This is a genomic window from Rhizobium sp. S163 (assembly GCF_030380805.1).
In the GTDB taxonomy this organism is placed as follows: Bacteria; Pseudomonadota; Alphaproteobacteria; order Rhizobiales; family Rhizobiaceae; genus Rhizobium.
Window position 1 is genome coordinate 436,573 of the sequence record NZ_JAUDSA010000012.1, and the last position, 17,156, is coordinate 453,728.

Below are 17,156 nucleotides of genomic sequence, written 5' to 3' on the forward strand. Positions count from 1 at the left end.
ACCAAGCCGTGTTGCACAAAGGTACGGAAAAATGAGACCGTTCGCCGTTCTTTCTGCGAGAGTTTCTCTTGCTGCCGCTCTCTTCAGCGCGGGCACGCCGCTGATGGCAAACGCCACCGAGGATTGGATCGGATCGTCCCGCCAATGGTCGATCGGCTATGTCCACAATGGCGGCGAGCCCTATTGCGCGCTGGTTTGGGACAGCATGACCGGGAAGACCGTCGAGTTCCGCGAAAGCCTGAAGGATGCGTCCTGGCTGATCAAGAACGACGCGTGGTCGCTTCCTGATCATCTCGCCACCAAGGTTTCGGTGACCGGCAAAAGCAACAGCATGGAAGTGCCTGCCATCGGCGCCGACGGCAAGAGCCTGCGCGTCTGGAGCCTGCCCGGAAATTCCAATGCCGGCGGCGTTCAGGGCATTATTCGCGCCGCACTCAGCGGAATGGCCGACATCAACGTCTCGTTCCAGGGCAATGAACCCGACTGGGTCATCCCGACCTCGCGCATCTATCCTATGCATGCGACCTACGCGTCCTGCATCGAGCGGCTCTCGAACAAGAAGCCGGTGAAGATCGAAAGCGCCACGACGAACCCGTTCTAAATTCGTTGTTGCTGAGAGCTGCGAACGGACGGAATTCCGCTTCGGTTCCGGACGCAAAGTCGCGCCTGCGACGCGCTCCTTGCCTGCTATTCATCTGTCTAAAATAGCACTTGCCACAATGCTGCCGCTGGCGATATATCCCAGCCCAGGGTTGGAGACGTTAAGGTGCTGTCTCCCTCCGTCGGTGCCTGACGCGTGCATTTCGAACCACGTAGGACGAGCCTGATGGACTTTTGCAGATTTCCCGAATTGGCGCCGAACGCGCCGCTTTTCGCAGATCATGGTTCGCCAGCGCACATGCGCTCGAAATCGCTCCTTTTCGCCTGCTGTCGTTAAGACAGCTAACCAAACGGCGAACGCGCAAGGCGAGCATCTCGTATTTACAGGCTTTCCATCTTCGTTTGCCGGATATGCAATGAGGCTATTCAATGGATAATTCACCGAACCCACCGGCGCTGTTAGGTCGCCTGTGGCTGGTATTGCTCGGCGCGATCATCACGCTCGCCGGGCTGTTTTTCGCGATCGGCGGCGGCAAGCTCGTCTCGCTGGGCGGCAGCTGGTACTTCCTGCTCGCCGGCGTCGGACTGGTCATCGCAGGCCTGCTCATCATCCGCCGCAGGCCGCTGGGCGCCCTGCTCTTCGGGCTCGTCTTCGTTCTTTCGGCCATCTGGGCCATCTGGGACGCAGGCTTTGAGTTCTGGCCGCTGATTTCGCGGCTGCTGGCGATTGCCGTCGGCTCCATAGTCGTTGCCGTCTCCCTCCCTTTGCTGCGTCGCTCGGCCGGCCGCACGCCCGCTTACGGCGCCTCGTTCGGTCTGGCTCTGATCCTCGCGATCGGCACTGGCGCGGCCTTCTACGGCATGTTCATCCCGCATCCGCCGGTTGTCGCCACTGGCGCCGGCCCGGCCCGCACGCCGGTCGATCCGGCCCGCGAACAGAAGAACTGGGAAGCCTACGGTAACACCTCGGGCGGCAGCCGCTTCGCCGCACTCGACCAGATCAACCTCGACAACGTCAACGATCTGAAGGTTGCGTGGGAATACCACACCGGCGACACGCCGATCAGCCCCGGCGCCAACGGCGCGGAAGACCAGGAAACTCCGCTGCAGGTCGGCGACCGTGTGTTTGTGTGCACCCCACACAACAACGTCATCTCGATTGACGCCGATACCGGCAAGGAAATCTGGAAGGCCGAGATCAACGCCAAGTCGTCTGTCTGGATGCGCTGCCGCGGCCTCGCTTACTTCGATGCGACGCGCGCACTCGAACAGCCTTCGGCACCGAACTCCACGCCGGTCACCGCGGTCAACGTCGCACCCGGTGCGCTTTGCGAACGCCGCATCCTGATGAACACGATCACCGCCGAGCTGATCGCGCTCGACGCCGACACCGGCGCGTTCTGCCCGGATTTCGGCACCAAAGGCCGCGTCGACCTGAAGGTCGGCATGGGCCAGGCGGCTGATCCGAGCTACGTGCTCACCTCGGCGCCGACGCTTGCCGGCACCACCGTCGTCGTTGGCGGCCGCGTTGCCGATAACGTCAGCACCGACATGCCTGGCGGCGTCATGCGCGGTTTCGATGTCGTGACCGGTCAGCTGCGTTGGGCATTCGACCCGGGCAACCCGAACATCACGCTCCTGCCGCCCCCGGGCGAAAGCTACACGCGTTCGACCCCGAACGTCTGGGCGTCGATGTCCTATGATCCCGCTTCCAACACCGTCTTCATGCCGGTCGGCAGCCCGTCGGTCGACCTTTACGGCGCGACCCGCACGGATCTCGACCACAAGTACGGCGCCTCGATGCTGGCGCTCGACGCCACCACCGGCCGTGAGAAGTGGGTCTACCAGACCGTTCACAACGATCTGTGGGACTTCGACGTTCCGATGCAGCCTTCGTTCATCGACTTCCCGAAGGCCGACGGCACGACGGTTCCTGCTCTGGTGTTCGGCACCAAGGCTGGCCAACTCTATGTGCTCGATCGCGCAACCGGTCAGCCGCTGACCAAGGTCGACGATGTACCGGTGAAGCCGGGCAACATCCCGAACGAGCCTTACGCACCGACCCAGAAGCTCTCCGTCGGCATGCCGCAGATCGGCGCCAAGACGCTGACCGAAAGCGACATGTGGGGTGCGACGCCGTTTGACCAGCTGCTGTGCCGCATCGCCTTCAAGGGCATGCGCTACGATGGCGTCTACACGGTTCCGGGCACCGACCTCGCGCTCAACTTCCCGGGCTCGCTGGGTGGCATGAACTGGGGCGGCCTTTCGACCGACCCGAACTCGAACTACATCTTCGTCAACGACATGCGCCTCGGCCTGTGGATCCAGATGAAGGAAGCCGCACCGACCAAGGCCGTCAACAGCGGTGGCGAATCCGTCAACACCGGCATGGGCCTCGTGCCGATGAAGGGTACGCCCTACGCGGTCGACAAGAACCGCTTCCTGTCGGCGCTCGGCATTCCCTGCCAGGCTCCGCCCTTCGGCAGCCTGACGGCGATCGACATGAAGACGCAGAAGATCGCCTGGCAGGTTCCTGTCGGCACCGTCGAAGATACCGGCCCGCTCGGTATCAAGATGGGTCTGCCGATCCCGATCGGCATGCCGACGCTCGGCGGCACGCTCGCCACCCAGGGCGGCCTGATCTTCATCGCCGGTACGCAGGACTTCTACCTGCGCGCCTTCAGCACGGCGACCGGCAAGGAAGTCTGGAAAGCCCGTCTGCCCGTTGGCAGCCAAGGCGGCCCGATGACCTACAAGTCGCCGAAGACAGGCAAGCAGTACGTCATCATCTCGGCCGGCGGCGCACGCCAGTCGGATCTTCGTGGCGACTACGTCATCGCCTACGCTCTGCCGAACTAAACGTCAGCGCAAGCAACAGAAAGGGGCCGTTCAGCGGCCCCTTTTTTGTGCATGGACGAGATTTGTCACATATCGTGCAAAAAAGAGTGAAAACCTATCTGCGCCCTTGGCGATCTGCCGCGTCGGCTGCATAATGTGAGTCTGACGAGTATCGCGGCTATCGGCTACAGACTGTCCCGAACTTCGTAAGCGCATTGTAATAAAATAGTCTGACGCGTTCTATCTCGCGAGCCGACACGTAGCGATCCCGTCCTCATTCAACCGGCCGCGGGAGAGCAAAGATGCAGAAGAGCGAAAGCGACGTATTCGATCTGTTTTCGGAGATCTATACGAACGCCGCGCAAGAAGAGCTAAGTCTCCAGGAATACCTCCTGGCCTGCCGTGATGACAAACGACTATATGCCACCGCGCAGGAACGCATGGTGGAAGCCATTGGCGAACCTAAACTAATCGACACCAGCGCCGATGAGCGATTGGGCCGCATATTCTCCAACCGCACCGTCAAGATTTATCCCGCCTTTGCCGATTTCTATGGAATGGAAGACACGATCGAGCGGATCGTCGGCTATTTCAGATATGCCGCGCAAGGTCTCGAAGAGCGCAAGCAGATCCTCTATCTCCTCGGTCCTGTAGGCGGCGGCAAGTCGTCTCTCGCCGAACGGCTGAAGAAGCTGATGGAGCGCTTCCCGATCTACACGCTGGCGATCGACGGACAGGTGAGCCCGGTCTTCGAATCGCCGCTGGGCCTATTCCAGCCGGAGCGCATGTCCGATCTTTTGGAAGACAAGTACGGGATTGCCAGACGCCGCCTCACCGGACTGATTTCCCCCTGGGCCACCAAGCGGCTCGACGAGATCGGCGGCGATATCTCGCGCTTCAGCGTCGTCAAGCTGATGCCATCAAGGCTTCGTCAGATCGCGATTGCCAAGACCGAGCCGGGTGACGAGAACAATCAGGACGTCTCGGCGCTGGTCGGCAAGGTCGATATCCGGCAGCTGGAAAACTACAGCCAGGCCGACCCCGATGCCTATTCCTACAGCGGCGGCCTCAACCGCACGACGCAAGGGTTGCTCGAATTCGTCGAAATGTTCAAGGCGCCGATCAAGGTGCTGCACCCGCTGCTGACGGCGACACAGGAGGGCAGCTATAACGGCACCGAAAACTTCGGCGCCTTCCCCTATCAGGGCATCGTGGTTGCCCACTCCAACGAATCCGAGTGGCAGCAGTTCAAGAACAACCGCAACAACGAGGCCTTCCTCGACCGTATCCTCGTGGTCAAGGTGCCCTATTGCCTGCGCGTGACCGAGGAGCGGCAGATCTACGAGAAGCTGCTGCGCGAAAGCGAGCTCGCCAAGAGCGCCTGCGCGCCGGAGGTTCTCGAAAACCTGAGCCGCTTCACGGTCGCGACCCGCCTGATCCGCCACGAAAACTCACCGCTCTACACCAAGATGCGCGTCTATGACGGCGAGAACCTGAAGGACACCGACCCCAAGGCCAAGTCCGTGCAGGAATATCGTGATGTCGCCGGCGTGGACGAGGGGATGAACGGCATCAGCACCCGCTTTGCCTTCAAGGTGCTCTCGGAGACTTTCAACTACGACACCAAGGAAGTCGCCGCCGATCCCGTACACCTGATGTACATCCTCGAGCAGGCGATCAAGCGCGAGCAGTTTCCGAAGGAAATGGAGGCCAGCTACCTCGACTTCATCAAGTCGGAGATCGCCACCCGCTATGCCGAGTTCATCGGTCACGAGATCCAGAAGGCCTATCTGGAGTCCTATAGTGAATATGGCCAAAACCTCTTCGACCGCTACATATCCTATGCGGATGCCTGGCTGGAGGACCAGGATTTCAAGGATGCCGATACCGGCCAGATTCTGAACCGCGAAATTCTGGACAGCGAACTCTCGCAGATCGAAAAACCCGCCGGCATCGCCAATCCCAAGGATTTCCGCAACGAAGTAGTGAAGTTCACCCTGCGAGCAAGGGCGCGCAATGGCGGCCGCAATCCGGCATGGACAAGCTACGAAAAACTTCGCGAGGTGATCGAAAAGCGGATGTTCGGTCAGGTCGAGGATCTGCTGCCCGTCATCAGCTTCGGCTCCAAGAAGGACAGCTCGACTGAAAAGCAGCATGACGAATTCGTTCAGCGGATGATTGAGCGCGGCTATACCGCACGCCAGGTCCGCCGCCTGGTCGATTGGTACATGCGGGTGAACAAGGCCGGTTAACGATGCCAAAACCGGAGCCAAAGCGAGGGATTGGCGCATGCCGAATTTCATCGACCGCCGGCTTAACCCGAAGGACAAGAGCCTCGGCAACCGGCAACGATTCCTTAAACGCGCCCGCGACGAGCTGAAGCGGGCGATAAAGGATCAGATCAAATCCGACAAGATAGCGGATGTCGACACCGCTCATGGCGTTCCGATGCCCGCGCGGGGCGCCGGCGAGCCGAGTTTCCGACCCTCTTCCACATCGGGCAATCGGGAACATGTGCTGCCGGGAAACAAGGAGTTTTCCGCAGGCGACCGGATTTCCAAACCCGATGGCGGCGCGGGCGGCGGTGGCGGACATGGCGCGGGCGGCGGCGGAAGCGATGACGACTTTCAGTTCATCCTGTCGCGCGAGGAGGTACTCGATCTTTTCTTCGAAGATCTCGAACTGCCCGATCTAGTCAAGCTGAGCCTGAAGGAAACGGTGACGTTCAAGCCGCAACGCGTCGGCTTCACCACCTCGGGTTCACCCACCAATATCAATATCGGCCGCACCATGCGCAACAGCTTTGGCCGACGCATGGCCTTGCAACGACCGAGCGAGCGGCAGGTGAAGCTCATTACCGACGAGATTGCCGCTCTCGAAACCGAGAAACCGTTATCGACTGAGTCCCGCCGCAAACTGACGGCTTTGCGCGACGAACTTACAGCACTTGAGCGCCGCCGGCGGCGGATTTCCTATGTCGATCCCGTCGACGTTCGCTTCAACCGCTTCGAGCGTCAGCCGGTGCCGAACGCCAATGCCGTGATGTTCTGCCTGATGGACGTCTCGGCCTCGATGGGTGAGCGAGAGAAGGATCTCGCCAAGCGCTTCTTCGTACTGCTGCACCTCTTTCTCAAGCGCAGATACGGCCGGATCGACATCATCTTCATCCGGCACACCGATGAGGCGCATGAAGTCGATGAGGAGACCTTCTTCTACAGCAAGCAAAGCGGCGGCACGGTGGTCTCCACGGCTCTCGAGGAGATGCAGCGGATCATCGAAGCGCGCTACCCGGCCGACATGTGGAACATTTACGCGGCGCAGGCGTCGGATGGCGACAACAGCAGCGGCGATTCGGAGCGATGTGCGGCACTACTGCGCGGCGATCTGATGCGGCTTTGCCAATATTACGCTTACGTCGAAATCATCGACGAGCGCGAGACCGAAATATTCGGCGCCACCGACAATGGCACATCGCTCTGGCGCGCCTACCGAACCGTCGATGGCGAAATCCCCAACTTCCACATGGCCCGCATCGCAAGACCAGGCAATATCTACCCGGTCTTTCGTAAGCTCTTCAGCCGCAAAGCCGGCGCGCGTACGCATAACTGAGGGAACACCGATATGGCGAAGCGAGCGGAGAGTTCCGAGCTGCTGTTTGAAGGCTCCGACTGGAATTTCGGAACGCTATCGATCGTCCACGATGCCATCCAGGATATCGCGATCGGCGAGATGGGACTGGATATCTATCCGAACCAGCTGGAGATTATATCGTCGGAACAAATGCTCGACGCCTATTCCTCGGTCGGCATGCCCTTGATGTATCAGCACTGGTCCTTCGGCAAGCGCTTCATTTACGAGGACAGCCTCTATCGCAAAGGCCACCGGGGGCTCGCCTACGAGATCGTCATCAATTCCAACCCCTGCATCGCCTATCTGATGGAGGAGAACACGATGGCCATGCAGACGCTGGTCATCGCCCACGCCTCCTTCGGCCACAACCACTTCTTCAAGAACAACTATCTGTTTCGCCAGTGGACGGATGCCGGCGCCATTCTCGGCTACATGGACTTCGCCAAGAAATATATCGCCAAGTGCGAGGAGCGACACGGCACCGAGGCGGTCGAGGCGATCCTCGATTCCGCCCATGCGCTGATGGACAACGGCGTCTTCCGCTACCGCCGCCCTCCCCGCCTCTCCTCCGAGAAGGTGCGCGAGCGGGCGCGTGAACGATTGGAATATGAGGAGCAGACCTATAGCGACCTCTGGCGCACCCTGCCTTCTTCCGTCGACAGCCGCGATCCGCACGAGGCGGAGCGCAATGCCTCAGAACGCAAGAAAGCGCTTAACCTCCCGGAGGAGAACCTTCTCTACTTCATCGAGAAGCACAGTCTGATCCTTGAGCCCTGGCAGCGCGAGATCCTCAGGATCGTGCGCATTATCGCCCAATACTTCTACCCGCAGCGGCAAACCAAGGTGATGAACGAGGGGTGCGCGACCTACGTTCACTACACGATCATCAACCGGCTGTTTGATCAGGGCAAGATCAGCGAAGGCAACATGCTGGAGCTCTTGAGCAGCCATTCCAATGTCGTCTTCCAGCCGGGCTTCGACGATCCCCGCTTCTCGGGCATCAACCCCTACGCGCTCGGCTTCGCGATGATGCAGGATATCGAACGCATCTGTACCAATCCGACGGACGAGGACCGGAACTGGTTTCCCTCCATGGCCGGCAACAACGATCCGATGGGGACTTTGCGCGACGCATGGGCGAACCACCGCGATGAATCCTTCATCCTGCAATATCTGAGCCCAGCCGTGATCCGCAAGTTCCGGCTTTTCAGGCTGTCCGACATGGCGGCCGACAAGTTCTGCGAGGTTTCATCCATTCACAACGAACGCGGCTACGCGGAGATCCGCTCAGCACTCGCCCGCAGCTACGATGTCAGCGCCAGGCAGCCCGATATCCAGGTCGTCGACGTCGATCTCCTCGGCGACCGCAGGCTTCGGCTGAAGCACACGGTCAATGACGGCCTTCTTCTCGAAGAAACCAGCCGCAACGAGACCCTCACCCATATCCGTCATCTCTGGGGATATGAGGTCAGCCTCTCTGGTGTCGATGGCGCGACCGGCAACGCCCTCTACGATCACTCGACCGGATAGCCGGCACTGATCCGTGGAACGACATCGAGTGCTTCTCGTTTTCCATTCACGAGAAGGAGAAAGCCATGTCAAACGTCGTACGAAACGGTGAAAGCGCCGACAACAATGCCACGACCGCAAATACCTTCGGGAAATCCGTCGAAAGCCAGGCGCAAATAGAAGATGCAGCACGCACGGGATCCGAGGCTGTCGGACAGGGCGAAGCTCTGAACATCTATCGTCTCGAGCCCATTGCCGAGCCAAGCGATCCGCGTTGGGATAATTCGCCCGGACATGGCAGTCTCGTGGTTGCTGCCCGCACGGCAGGGGACGCTCGCATCGTTGCGGCGTCCAAGGAGCTCGACTTCATGGAAGTCGACACCGCACCGGCGGATGACGTGACGACGGTGAACGCCAGCGCCTTCCGGGACGACAAGCTTTACACCGTGATCGAGATCGAGCACGGGCGCCAGGACGTGAGACGAGGCGTTATCGAGGGATCGGTGTCTGTGGATACGATAATATCCGTTCAGGTTTAGCGTCTGGGCATCTGTGCCAAGGCCGGCCGGGAACAAACCTCCTGGAAACCTCGTTCAATAACTATCTCGGAATAAACCCATCCGAGACTCTCCTGTGGCAAAGCGCTCGCAGTGCCGGGCGCTTAGCCATCGGGCTCTGTGGAAAGGAGACTAGGATGATCAACCGCGCCAAGCAGACAGCAGACGAATATCGCCATCTCGGAGGGCGGCGGTTGGCAGCTTTTGACGACAACAAGGCCTCCACCCGAGCCTGGGACAAAGACACGCCAGAAGCCGAGCGCTTCTGGCAAACCAGGATTGCAATCCTTCCCGACAGAGAGCGGGCGGAGGTGCAATCGTTTCTGCCGTCGATTGTCGACGAAAGCGATGAGCCACGCGGCAGACACTGATCTCTGTCCTTCAGTCTTGAAACTTTCTGATTTTCAGAACGTTTAGCCCTTATGAGGGACGATGATATTGATCCGACCAATGCTGGCAGCACCCGACCGGGTGACGATGTAAACCCGGTCCACGATCAGGCGCCGACGCCTGATGTAGCTGACATAGACCCTCCACCGGACATCCCGAAACCCGAAGAAAACATGACGCCCGAGGAAGTCGAGGCGGCACGCAAGGCTTACCTGCTCAAGAGGTTCTGGATCAGCGCGCGTGGCTACTGGACACGGCGCGGCGATACGCTGGCCTGGCCACTATCCATCGGCCTGCTGGCGCTCATCGGACTGAATGTCGGCTTCCAATACGGCATAAACGTCTGGAACCGCGGCCTTTTTGACGCGATCGAGAAGCGCGATGCGCCGACGGTCTATTTCCTCGGCGCCCTTTTCCCGCCGCTCGTGCTGGGAAGTGTCGCCCTCGTCACCATTCAGGTCTACATGCGCATGAAGATGCAGCGGCGTTGGCGGTCATGGCTGACGAAGGCGCTCATCGGACGGTGGCTGGCCAGCGGTCGCTACTATCAGCTAAATCTCATCGGCGGTGACCACAAGAATCCGGAGGCGCGCATTTCCGAGGACATGCGCATCGCCACCGAATCCCCCGTCGATTTCGTCGCCGGCGTCATAGCGGCCTTCGTCTCCGCTTCGACCTTTATCGTGGTGCTCTGGATGATCGGTGGAGCATTGTCGTTGCCGATCGCGGGGACCGTGATCACCATTCCCGGCTTTCTCGTCGTCACGGCCGTTCTCTATGCCGTTATCACTTCGACCTCGATCGCCTATATCGGCCGCCACTTCGTCAAGGTCTCGGAGGCGAAGAACCAGGTCGAGGCCGAATTCCGTTACACGCTGACGCGTGTGCGCGAGAATGGCGAAAGTATCGCCCTGCTTGGCGGGGAAGACGAAGAGCGCAACGACCTAGACAAGACCTTCGGGAACGTTCTGCACCAGTGGGCTCTGCTCGCGCGTCAGTACATGCGAACGACCCTGGTTTCGCATGGCTCGATGCTGATTGCGCCCGTCGTGCCCGTCCTGCTCTGCGCGCCCAAATTCCTAGATGGCAGCATGAGCCTGGGCCAAGTCATGCAGGCCGCGTCCGCGTTCACCATCGTCCAAAGCGCGTTTGGATGGCTGGTCGACAACTACCCGAGGCTTGCCGACTGGAATGCATGCGCAAGGCGCGTCGCGTCCTTGATGATGTCTATCGACGGGCTGGAGCGGGCTGAACAGAGCGATGCGCTTGGACGTATCAAAAGAGGCGAAACCGAAGGCGATGCGATCCTCAGTTTGAACGATCTCTCTGTCTCGCTGGGCGACGGCACGGCCGTGGTCAAGGAGACCGAGGTGGAGATCCAGCCAGGTGAGCGGGTGCTTGTGGCCGGTGAGTCCGGATCCGGCAAGAGCACGCTGGTCCGGGCGATCGCCGGCCTCTGGCCATGGGGCGATGGCGCTGTCAATTTCCGCCCCGACAAACGCCTCTTCATGCTGCCGCAGCGACCATACATCCCATCGGGAACACTCCGCAGGGCGGTCACCTATCCGGCGGGCGCCGACACATGGACAGTCGAGGAGATTGGTGGTGTCCTTGAGCAGGTCGGACTTGGTCATCTGAAGGAGAGGATCGAAGACGAGGCGCCGTGGGACCAGACACTATCCGGTGGCGAAAAACAACGGCTGGCATTTGCCAGACTGCTGCTGCATGATCCCGATATCATCGTTCTCGATGAGGCGACTTCGGCTCTCGACGAAAAGAGCCAGGATCGGCTCATGGAAATGCTGATCGGCGAATTGCCAAAGGCCACCATCCTAAGCGTCGGGCACCGGGTCGAACTGGAAGAGTTTCACAGTCGCAAGATTACGTTGGAAAAACGCGATGGCGGCGCAAGGCTCGTGAGCGACGTCGACCTGATCCCACGGAAGAAAAAGCGCAACGTCCTGTCGCGGCTTGTGCGACATCGACGCTGACGCGGTGGCGGCGGAACGCCCGTTCCCGACGGGGCTGAGCCGTGAACCACCCAAAGCTCATCAGCCCGGACCAGTCGAGCGCGCCCCTACAAGTTCCAGCACATCCACTTTGCCCGACCGCCCCTTGAGCTGCGCCAGGCCGAGCGGTCGAAAATCGAAACCATCGCCGACCGCATTCCTCACAGCCGCGCTGACTAGGATCGCCGTGTTGAATTCCTTGTTCAATCCTTCGAGCCTTGATGCGACGTTGATCGTGTCACCCATTGCCGTGTACTGCTGGCGCGAAGCCGCGCCGAAACTGCCGACAACCGCCGGCCCGGTGTGCAGGCCAAATCGCGTCAATAGCAGCGGACGCCCATCCTTCCGATTGGCATCGTTCAACGCATCCACGGCTGCCTTCATCGCAAGTGCGCACCGGCAGCCCTCTTCCACATGGGTTGCGGTCTCAACGGGCGCGTTCCACATGACGAAAATGGAATCGCCGAGATATTGGACAACCGTCCCGCCATGTCGCTCGGCAATGCTGTTCAGCAGCTCGAAATAAGTGGACAGCGTTTCGACGACATCCTCCGGGGAATGTTGCTCGGATATGGTCGTGAAGTCGCGTATGTCGGTAAACAGCGCGGTTATTTCCTGCCGCTTCGCCTGGACGATCGCCGGCCCGCCCGGCCCAACGATCCGCCGAACCACCTCGCGGGGCACATAGAGCGCGAATTGGCTGATGGCGCGGCGGCTTGCAGCCAGCGCAGTCGCCAGCATGTTGATCTCGGTGATCAAGGAATGCGAGGTGATCTTTTCGTGAACATCGAGGTTGCCGATCTCGCGTGCTTCCCCAGCAAGCTGGTTGAGAGAGCGGCTGACCATGCGCGACAGAAGCACCGATGCGACCACACCGGCAATGACAAAGCCAGCAGCGATAATGAGATTGTGCATTAGCGATCGGTTGGCCTGCTCGACGAGATCCGCCAGTGGCACGACGATCGCCGCCTCGCTTCCGGCAAACAGGCCGGACACGCTGATCGGCGCGACCTGGATCAGATAGCGCTCGCCGTCGAGGTCCAGCCGCGCGAGCCCCCCGGCGCCGAAGGCTGAATCTCGCCTCAGGTTGGCCACGGTGGCCAGACTGGTATCGAAACCGCTTGCCGTTGCGCCAATGCCGCCGGCGCTTCGGGACCACAGGTCCATGAGCCTGCCCATGATTTCGGGGGCTGAGTGCGCGACCAGCTGATTTTCGTCATCGATGATGTAAGCCCGAGCGCGCGGCGAGATCTGGCTGGTATCCAGGAGGCGGCTGATCGTTCTCAGGTGGATGTTGATGCCGACCACGACCTTGCCGTCGTCGCGCATCGGCGCGGCGATCGTCAATGTCGGCGTCTTGAGCGTTCCAGCGACGTAGGGCCCGACGGAAACCGCCTTTCCATCCTGGACGACCGCCTGATACCAGGGCCGCTGCCGTGGGTCGAATGATGCGGACTCGACTGGGCGCTCCTCGATCACCCGGGCGTCGCTATCAAGAAACCGCAGCGTCGACACGGCGTCTGGCTGGCCTCTGTTGGCGATCGTCCGGATCGCGAAAGCCGCTCCCTCCGGTGCCGACAGCGTCTGCCTGACGTCATCGCGAGCGGTAGCGATCACCTGCAGGTACGAGCCATCGGGATACCCGGTATAGACGCTTGTCGCATTGGGGACGTTGCGCAGAACTTCTAGAAAGAAATCTTCCTTCGCTCGGATATCGGCTGGCGGCACGGAGACGAGCTGTTGCATGGTCGAGGCAAGCGCCACCGCTTCGGTGCCTTCCTGCAACGTGTTGCGATATCCCTCGATCAGTCGCAGGCTCATTTCGCGCATCTGCTGCGCGCCCGCGGTGACTGCCGCGCTCGTTCCCTGGCTGAAGGCCATCCAGATGATGGGTATCGATGTGCAAAGAAGCGATCCGACGACGAGAACGCCAAGATGCAGCCTGAGCGGCCGGGACCAATCCACAAGCCCCTTGGGCGTGCCATGCCCCATCATCCCACTCCCCCAACCGTGCTCCCTTAACGCCAGCTAAGCGTGTTTTAAGCGAGCGCACAAGATGGCTGAGGGTTGCAGGCCAAGGCTACGAAGCACGCATTGGCGTCATTTCATGCGCTATCGCGATGCTCGACATGCGGCGCGATCAAAACATGCCTCGCATCGCCTCTGCCGTCGATGCGCTCAAGCAGCATTTGCGTCGCGGTTCGAGCCAACTGAACGACGTCCTGGTCAACACTTGTCAACCCGACCAGCGGAAGAGCGGAGACCGGCGAATTATCATAGCCGATGATGGCCAGTTCCGAGGGGACACGGATGTTTCGCATCCGCGCGATGTTGATAAGCGGGACAGCATCGAGATCCGACCAGACGAATACCGCTCGCGGACGATCGGGCGCGGATAGGAAATCGTTCAAAGCCACGGTCCTGTCGGCATCAACCGGCGGGAGCCGCAGCACTTGCCCCTTCAACCCAGCTGCCTGCATCGCCTCCAGATAACCAAGCTCTCGCTGCATGGCGACGATGGTGGCCGGCGACCCGTCCGTGTCGTAGCCAAGCATGGCGATGTCACGGTAGCCCTTCGAAAGAGCGGCTTCGACGGCGAGACAGGCGCCTTTCCGATCGTCGGAGTTGACCGTGTCGTATGTCAAAGCGTCCGGCTCGTGATGCGCGATGACCACGATCGGGATCTGCTTGGCGTAGCGCTCGAGCACCTTGCCGGAAATGCGAGGCGCTATGATCAGAACGCCATCCATCCTGTTGTCGATCATCGACTCGATCATCGATGCCTCGATCGGCTGTGCGGAGCGCCCGAGACCGACGAGCGCCTTGAAGCCGCTGTCGGCGAGGGTGTTGTTCGCCGTCTCGATCAGCCCCGGCAGGAACGGGTTGGAAAGTTCGATCGCAAGTACGCCGATCGTGTTCGTCCGTCCTCGCATCGCGCGTGCGGCCACGGAAGGGCGATAGTTGAGCTTCTCGATCGAAGCCTCGACCTTCGTGCGCAGAGGCGCGCTGACGCCATATGCGTTGCGAAGGACTTTCGATACCGCGGCAACTGAGACGCCGGCATCTTCCGCGACATGGCGGATCGTCACTCGCGTCTGCGGCCTGTCACTATCCTTTTGAAAGCTCTGCATAATCCGCCGTTCTCATCAATCGTGGCGCGAGTATAGGCATTTTTCTGTTGCACATCAAACAGGAATGTAGAATGATATACATATAACGATACACACTTCGTTTTATATGCCCGCGGCAAGCGGATTGGGAGGAAACATGGATATTTTGCGAGGCGGCCCGAGGGTCGCTGCTGGTTCGTCATTTCAGTTCACGGCAGCCATGGTGGCGCCATTGTGCGATGAGGGCCAAGGTACCGCCGGCACCTTCGTCTCTCGTAGCTTCCAGCTTGAACATGCCCCTCGCGAAGCTTTGCTGAATATCTCCGCTCTCGGGCTTTACCGCGCCTTTATCAACGGTCGCCGCGTTGGCTCGGATCTGCTTACGCCCGGCTGGACCTGCTATGACGATCGTATCGCCTATCAGTCCTACGATGTCGCCAGCCTGCTTCAGCCAGGCGAAAACAACATCGAGATCTGGCTCGGAGACGGTTGGTATCGCGGCCAGCTCATGTGGGCGTCGAACCCGATCTTCAACTGCTGGGGCGAGCGCACGGCCGCCATCGCCGAGCTCAGCATCGATGGCGCCTTGGCGGTGAAGACGGACTCCACCTGGAAAAGCGGGCTGACACCCGTGACGCGGAACGGCATCTATTACGGCGAGGATTACGACGCCCGCGTGAGCACAGAAGCCGCATTCGGCGTGGAAGAGCTTGTCTTCGACAAGACCTTGCTTGTTCCGCATGAGGCGGCCGCCGTTGTGGAGCTCGCACCGTTCGAACCGATCGACAGCTGGTCTGAAGAGGATGGACGGCTGGTCTATGATTTCGGCCAGAATGCCGGCGCATATATCCGGATCGAGGCACAGGGCGAGGCAGGCGCCAGCGTTCGCGTGGAGCATTCCGAAGTCCTCGGCCCCAACAATTTTTTCGACAATCGCAACTATCGCAGCGCCCGCGCCGAACTCGTCTACACCCTGTCGGGTGACGGTGTCGAAACATACGCGCCGCTGTTCACGTTCATGGGCTTCCGCTACGCCCGCGTTACAGTCACCGGCGACGCGAAGCTGGCCTCCATCAAGATGATCCCGATCACCTCGGTCCCGGTCGCGACAGGGGGCATCACGACGGGCGTGTCCGCCGTCAACCGTCTCGTCGAGAATACGATCTGGTCGCAGCGATCGAACTTCATCGAAATACCGACAGACTGCCCGCAGCGCGACGAACGTCTGGGATGGACGGGCGACGCCCAGGTCTTTGCCGGCACTGCGTGCTGGCTTGCCGATAGCCAGCTGTTCCTCCGGAAATTCCTTCGCGATGTGATGCACGATCAGAGAGAGAACGGAGCGGTACCGCACTTCTCGCCGGATCCGACGCGTCTGCATCCGATCAGCAACCGTGGCGATTGGGCAGGCTCGACCGGTTGGGGCGATGCGATCGTCATCATCCCCTGGCAACTCTATCTCCACTATGGCGACAAGGCCGCCTTGCAGGAATGCTTCCCCGCGATGCTACGTTGGCTGGACTACCTCTGGGGTATTTCCGATGGCCCGATCATTCGTCCCCCGGCGGTTTGGGGTGAACACGGCTTCACGTTCGGCGACTGGCTGCAGCCGGTCGGAGACAATCGCAAGCCGCGCCCGACCGTTGCTGACGATTGCGCCGCAACGCTCTACCACTTCGTCGCCACGCAGCTGACGGCGAAGATCGCAAGGGTGCTCGGCAATACGAACGAGGCGCAGCGCCTCGACGGCAAGCTTGAAAATATCCGCGAGGCATTCAAGAACGAGTTCTTCTCTCCGTCGGGCCGCATTGCGCATAACGATCAGAGCTCATGGGCGATCGCCTTCCTGTATGGCCTCGTTCCACCTGAGTACGAAGAGGCAGGTCGCGGCTATTTCCGCCGGGTCGCGGAAGAGACCGATGGCGTGATCGGCACCGGCTTTATCGGAACGCCCGCACTGCTGCCTGCCCTCACCCGTCTCGACATGCTCGACCTCGCGGAAAAGATGTTCCTCAACCGCAAGGTTCCCGGTTGGCTTTACCAGGTGGAGCGCGGAGCGACATCGATCTGGGAGCGCTGGGATGCGCTTGCAGAAGACGGGTCGATCTATGACCCCGACATGAACAGCTACAACCACTATGCCTATGGTGCCGTTTGCCAATGGTTATTCGAGGATGTGGCCGGGATCCGGCCCCTCGAGGACAAGCCGGGATTTGAGGAAATTGAGTTCGATCCCGCGATCCTTCCGACTCTTTCTCCCGTTTCGGCATGGCACGACACACGGCTTGGTCGCATCGAGGCCGGATGGAGTGTTGAGGGCGGAAAGGTGACGTGCCATCTTGAAATTCCTGATGGCATTACGGCACACATACGCGCAAACCGTGTAAGGCAGAACATGAAGGTGAACGGTGCCGACATGGCGGGTGACGCGCGTGTCCAGATCAGACAGGGACGCCACTCGATAACGTTCGACATTTGATCAGAAAGCGCGGCAAGCGCGCGAACGACATGAC

The 17,156-nt window shown here is 60.4% G+C and carries 11 protein-coding genes; 9 read left to right on the forward strand and 2 right to left on the reverse strand.

What is annotated here, in order from left to right; all coding sequences use genetic code 11:
* Window positions 1-31 precede the first annotated feature (31 nt).
* From QTL96_RS11755 to QTL96_RS11790, 8 genes are all read left to right on the forward strand, one after another.
* The gene (locus QTL96_RS11755; RefSeq protein ID WP_113198460.1) at window positions 32-601 is read left to right on the forward strand and encodes a hypothetical protein; all 570 of its coding nucleotides are present in this window, start codon (window positions 32-34) and stop codon (window positions 599-601) included.
* 428 nt (window positions 602-1,029) lie between these two features.
* On the forward strand, window positions 1,030-3,459 hold the full coding sequence (locus tag QTL96_RS11760; RefSeq protein ID WP_289727817.1) for a glucose/quinate/shikimate family membrane-bound PQQ-dependent dehydrogenase: 2,430 nt from the start codon (window positions 1,030-1,032) through the stop codon (window positions 3,457-3,459).
* Between the two features lie 281 nt (window positions 3,460-3,740).
* The gene (locus QTL96_RS11765; RefSeq protein WP_018896655.1) at window positions 3,741-5,690 is read left to right on the forward strand and encodes a PrkA family serine protein kinase; all 1,950 of its coding nucleotides are present in this window, start codon (window positions 3,741-3,743) and stop codon (window positions 5,688-5,690) included.
* A gap of 37 nt (window positions 5,691-5,727) precedes the next feature.
* The gene (locus QTL96_RS11770) at window positions 5,728-7,047 is read left to right on the forward strand and encodes a YeaH/YhbH family protein (protein ID WP_112943428.1); all 1,320 of its coding nucleotides are present in this window, start codon (window positions 5,728-5,730) and stop codon (window positions 7,045-7,047) included.
* 12 nt (window positions 7,048-7,059) lie between these two features.
* Window positions 7,060-8,598 (forward strand): SpoVR family protein, encoded by a 1,539-nt coding sequence (locus QTL96_RS11775; protein ID WP_113008980.1) that lies wholly within the window; start codon window positions 7,060-7,062, stop codon window positions 8,596-8,598.
* Between the two features lie 65 nt (window positions 8,599-8,663).
* Complete coding sequence (locus QTL96_RS11780; RefSeq protein ID WP_112943430.1) at window positions 8,664-9,116, forward strand: hypothetical protein; 453 nt, start codon at window positions 8,664-8,666, stop codon at window positions 9,114-9,116.
* Between the two features lie 155 nt (window positions 9,117-9,271).
* Complete coding sequence (locus QTL96_RS11785) at window positions 9,272-9,505, forward strand: hypothetical protein (protein ID WP_112943431.1); 234 nt, start codon at window positions 9,272-9,274, stop codon at window positions 9,503-9,505.
* A gap of 192 nt (window positions 9,506-9,697) precedes the next feature.
* Complete coding sequence (locus tag QTL96_RS11790) at window positions 9,698-11,515, forward strand: ABC transporter ATP-binding protein/permease (protein WP_289727818.1); 1,818 nt, start codon at window positions 9,698-9,700, stop codon at window positions 11,513-11,515.
* Window positions 11,516-11,575: 60 nt separating this feature from the next.
* On the opposite strand, the gene QTL96_RS11795 is transcribed toward QTL96_RS11790, so the two are convergent.
* Entirely contained in the window at window positions 11,576-13,498 is a 1,923-nt protein-coding gene (locus tag QTL96_RS11795) for an adenylate/guanylate cyclase domain-containing protein (protein WP_112943609.1), read from the reverse strand.
* Between the two features lie 140 nt (window positions 13,499-13,638).
* Window positions 13,639-14,664 carry a LacI family DNA-binding transcriptional regulator gene (locus QTL96_RS11800; RefSeq protein ID WP_289727819.1) on the reverse strand — a complete coding sequence of 342 codons (1,026 nt, stop codon included), beginning with the start codon at window positions 14,662-14,664 and terminating at the stop codon, window positions 13,639-13,641.
* 136 nt (window positions 14,665-14,800) lie between these two features.
* Between QTL96_RS11800 and QTL96_RS11805 the strand changes: the two genes are divergently transcribed.
* Window positions 14,801-17,122: an alpha-L-rhamnosidase gene (locus QTL96_RS11805; RefSeq protein WP_112943434.1), complete on the forward strand. Its 2,322-nt coding sequence runs from the start codon at window positions 14,801-14,803 to the stop codon at window positions 17,120-17,122.
* The last annotated feature ends 34 nt before the right edge of the window (window positions 17,123-17,156 follow it).

Excerpts from the sequence above, each read along its gene's own strand:
- QTL96_RS11755 (WP_113198460.1), top strand. The coding sequence starts at position 32 with ATGAGACCGTTCGCCGTTCTTTCTGCGAGAGTTTCTCTTGCTGCCGCT.
- QTL96_RS11760 (WP_289727817.1), top strand. The coding sequence starts at position 1,030 with ATGGATAATTCACCGAACCCACCGGCGCTGTTAGGTCGCCTGTGGCTG.
- QTL96_RS11765 (WP_018896655.1), top strand. The coding sequence starts at position 3,741 with ATGCAGAAGAGCGAAAGCGACGTATTCGATCTGTTTTCGGAGATCTAT.
- QTL96_RS11770 (WP_112943428.1), top strand. The coding sequence starts at position 5,728 with ATGCCGAATTTCATCGACCGCCGGCTTAACCCGAAGGACAAGAGCCTC.
- QTL96_RS11775 (WP_113008980.1), top strand. The coding sequence starts at position 7,060 with ATGGCGAAGCGAGCGGAGAGTTCCGAGCTGCTGTTTGAAGGCTCCGAC.
- QTL96_RS11780 (WP_112943430.1), top strand. The coding sequence starts at position 8,664 with ATGTCAAACGTCGTACGAAACGGTGAAAGCGCCGACAACAATGCCACG.
- QTL96_RS11785 (WP_112943431.1), top strand. The coding sequence starts at position 9,272 with ATGATCAACCGCGCCAAGCAGACAGCAGACGAATATCGCCATCTCGGA.
- QTL96_RS11790 (WP_289727818.1), top strand. The coding sequence starts at position 9,698 with ATGACGCCCGAGGAAGTCGAGGCGGCACGCAAGGCTTACCTGCTCAAG.
- QTL96_RS11800 (WP_289727819.1), bottom strand. The coding sequence starts at position 14,664 with ATGCAGAGCTTTCAAAAGGATAGTGACAGGCCGCAGACGCGAGTGACG.
- QTL96_RS11805 (WP_112943434.1), top strand. The coding sequence starts at position 14,801 with ATGGATATTTTGCGAGGCGGCCCGAGGGTCGCTGCTGGTTCGTCATTT.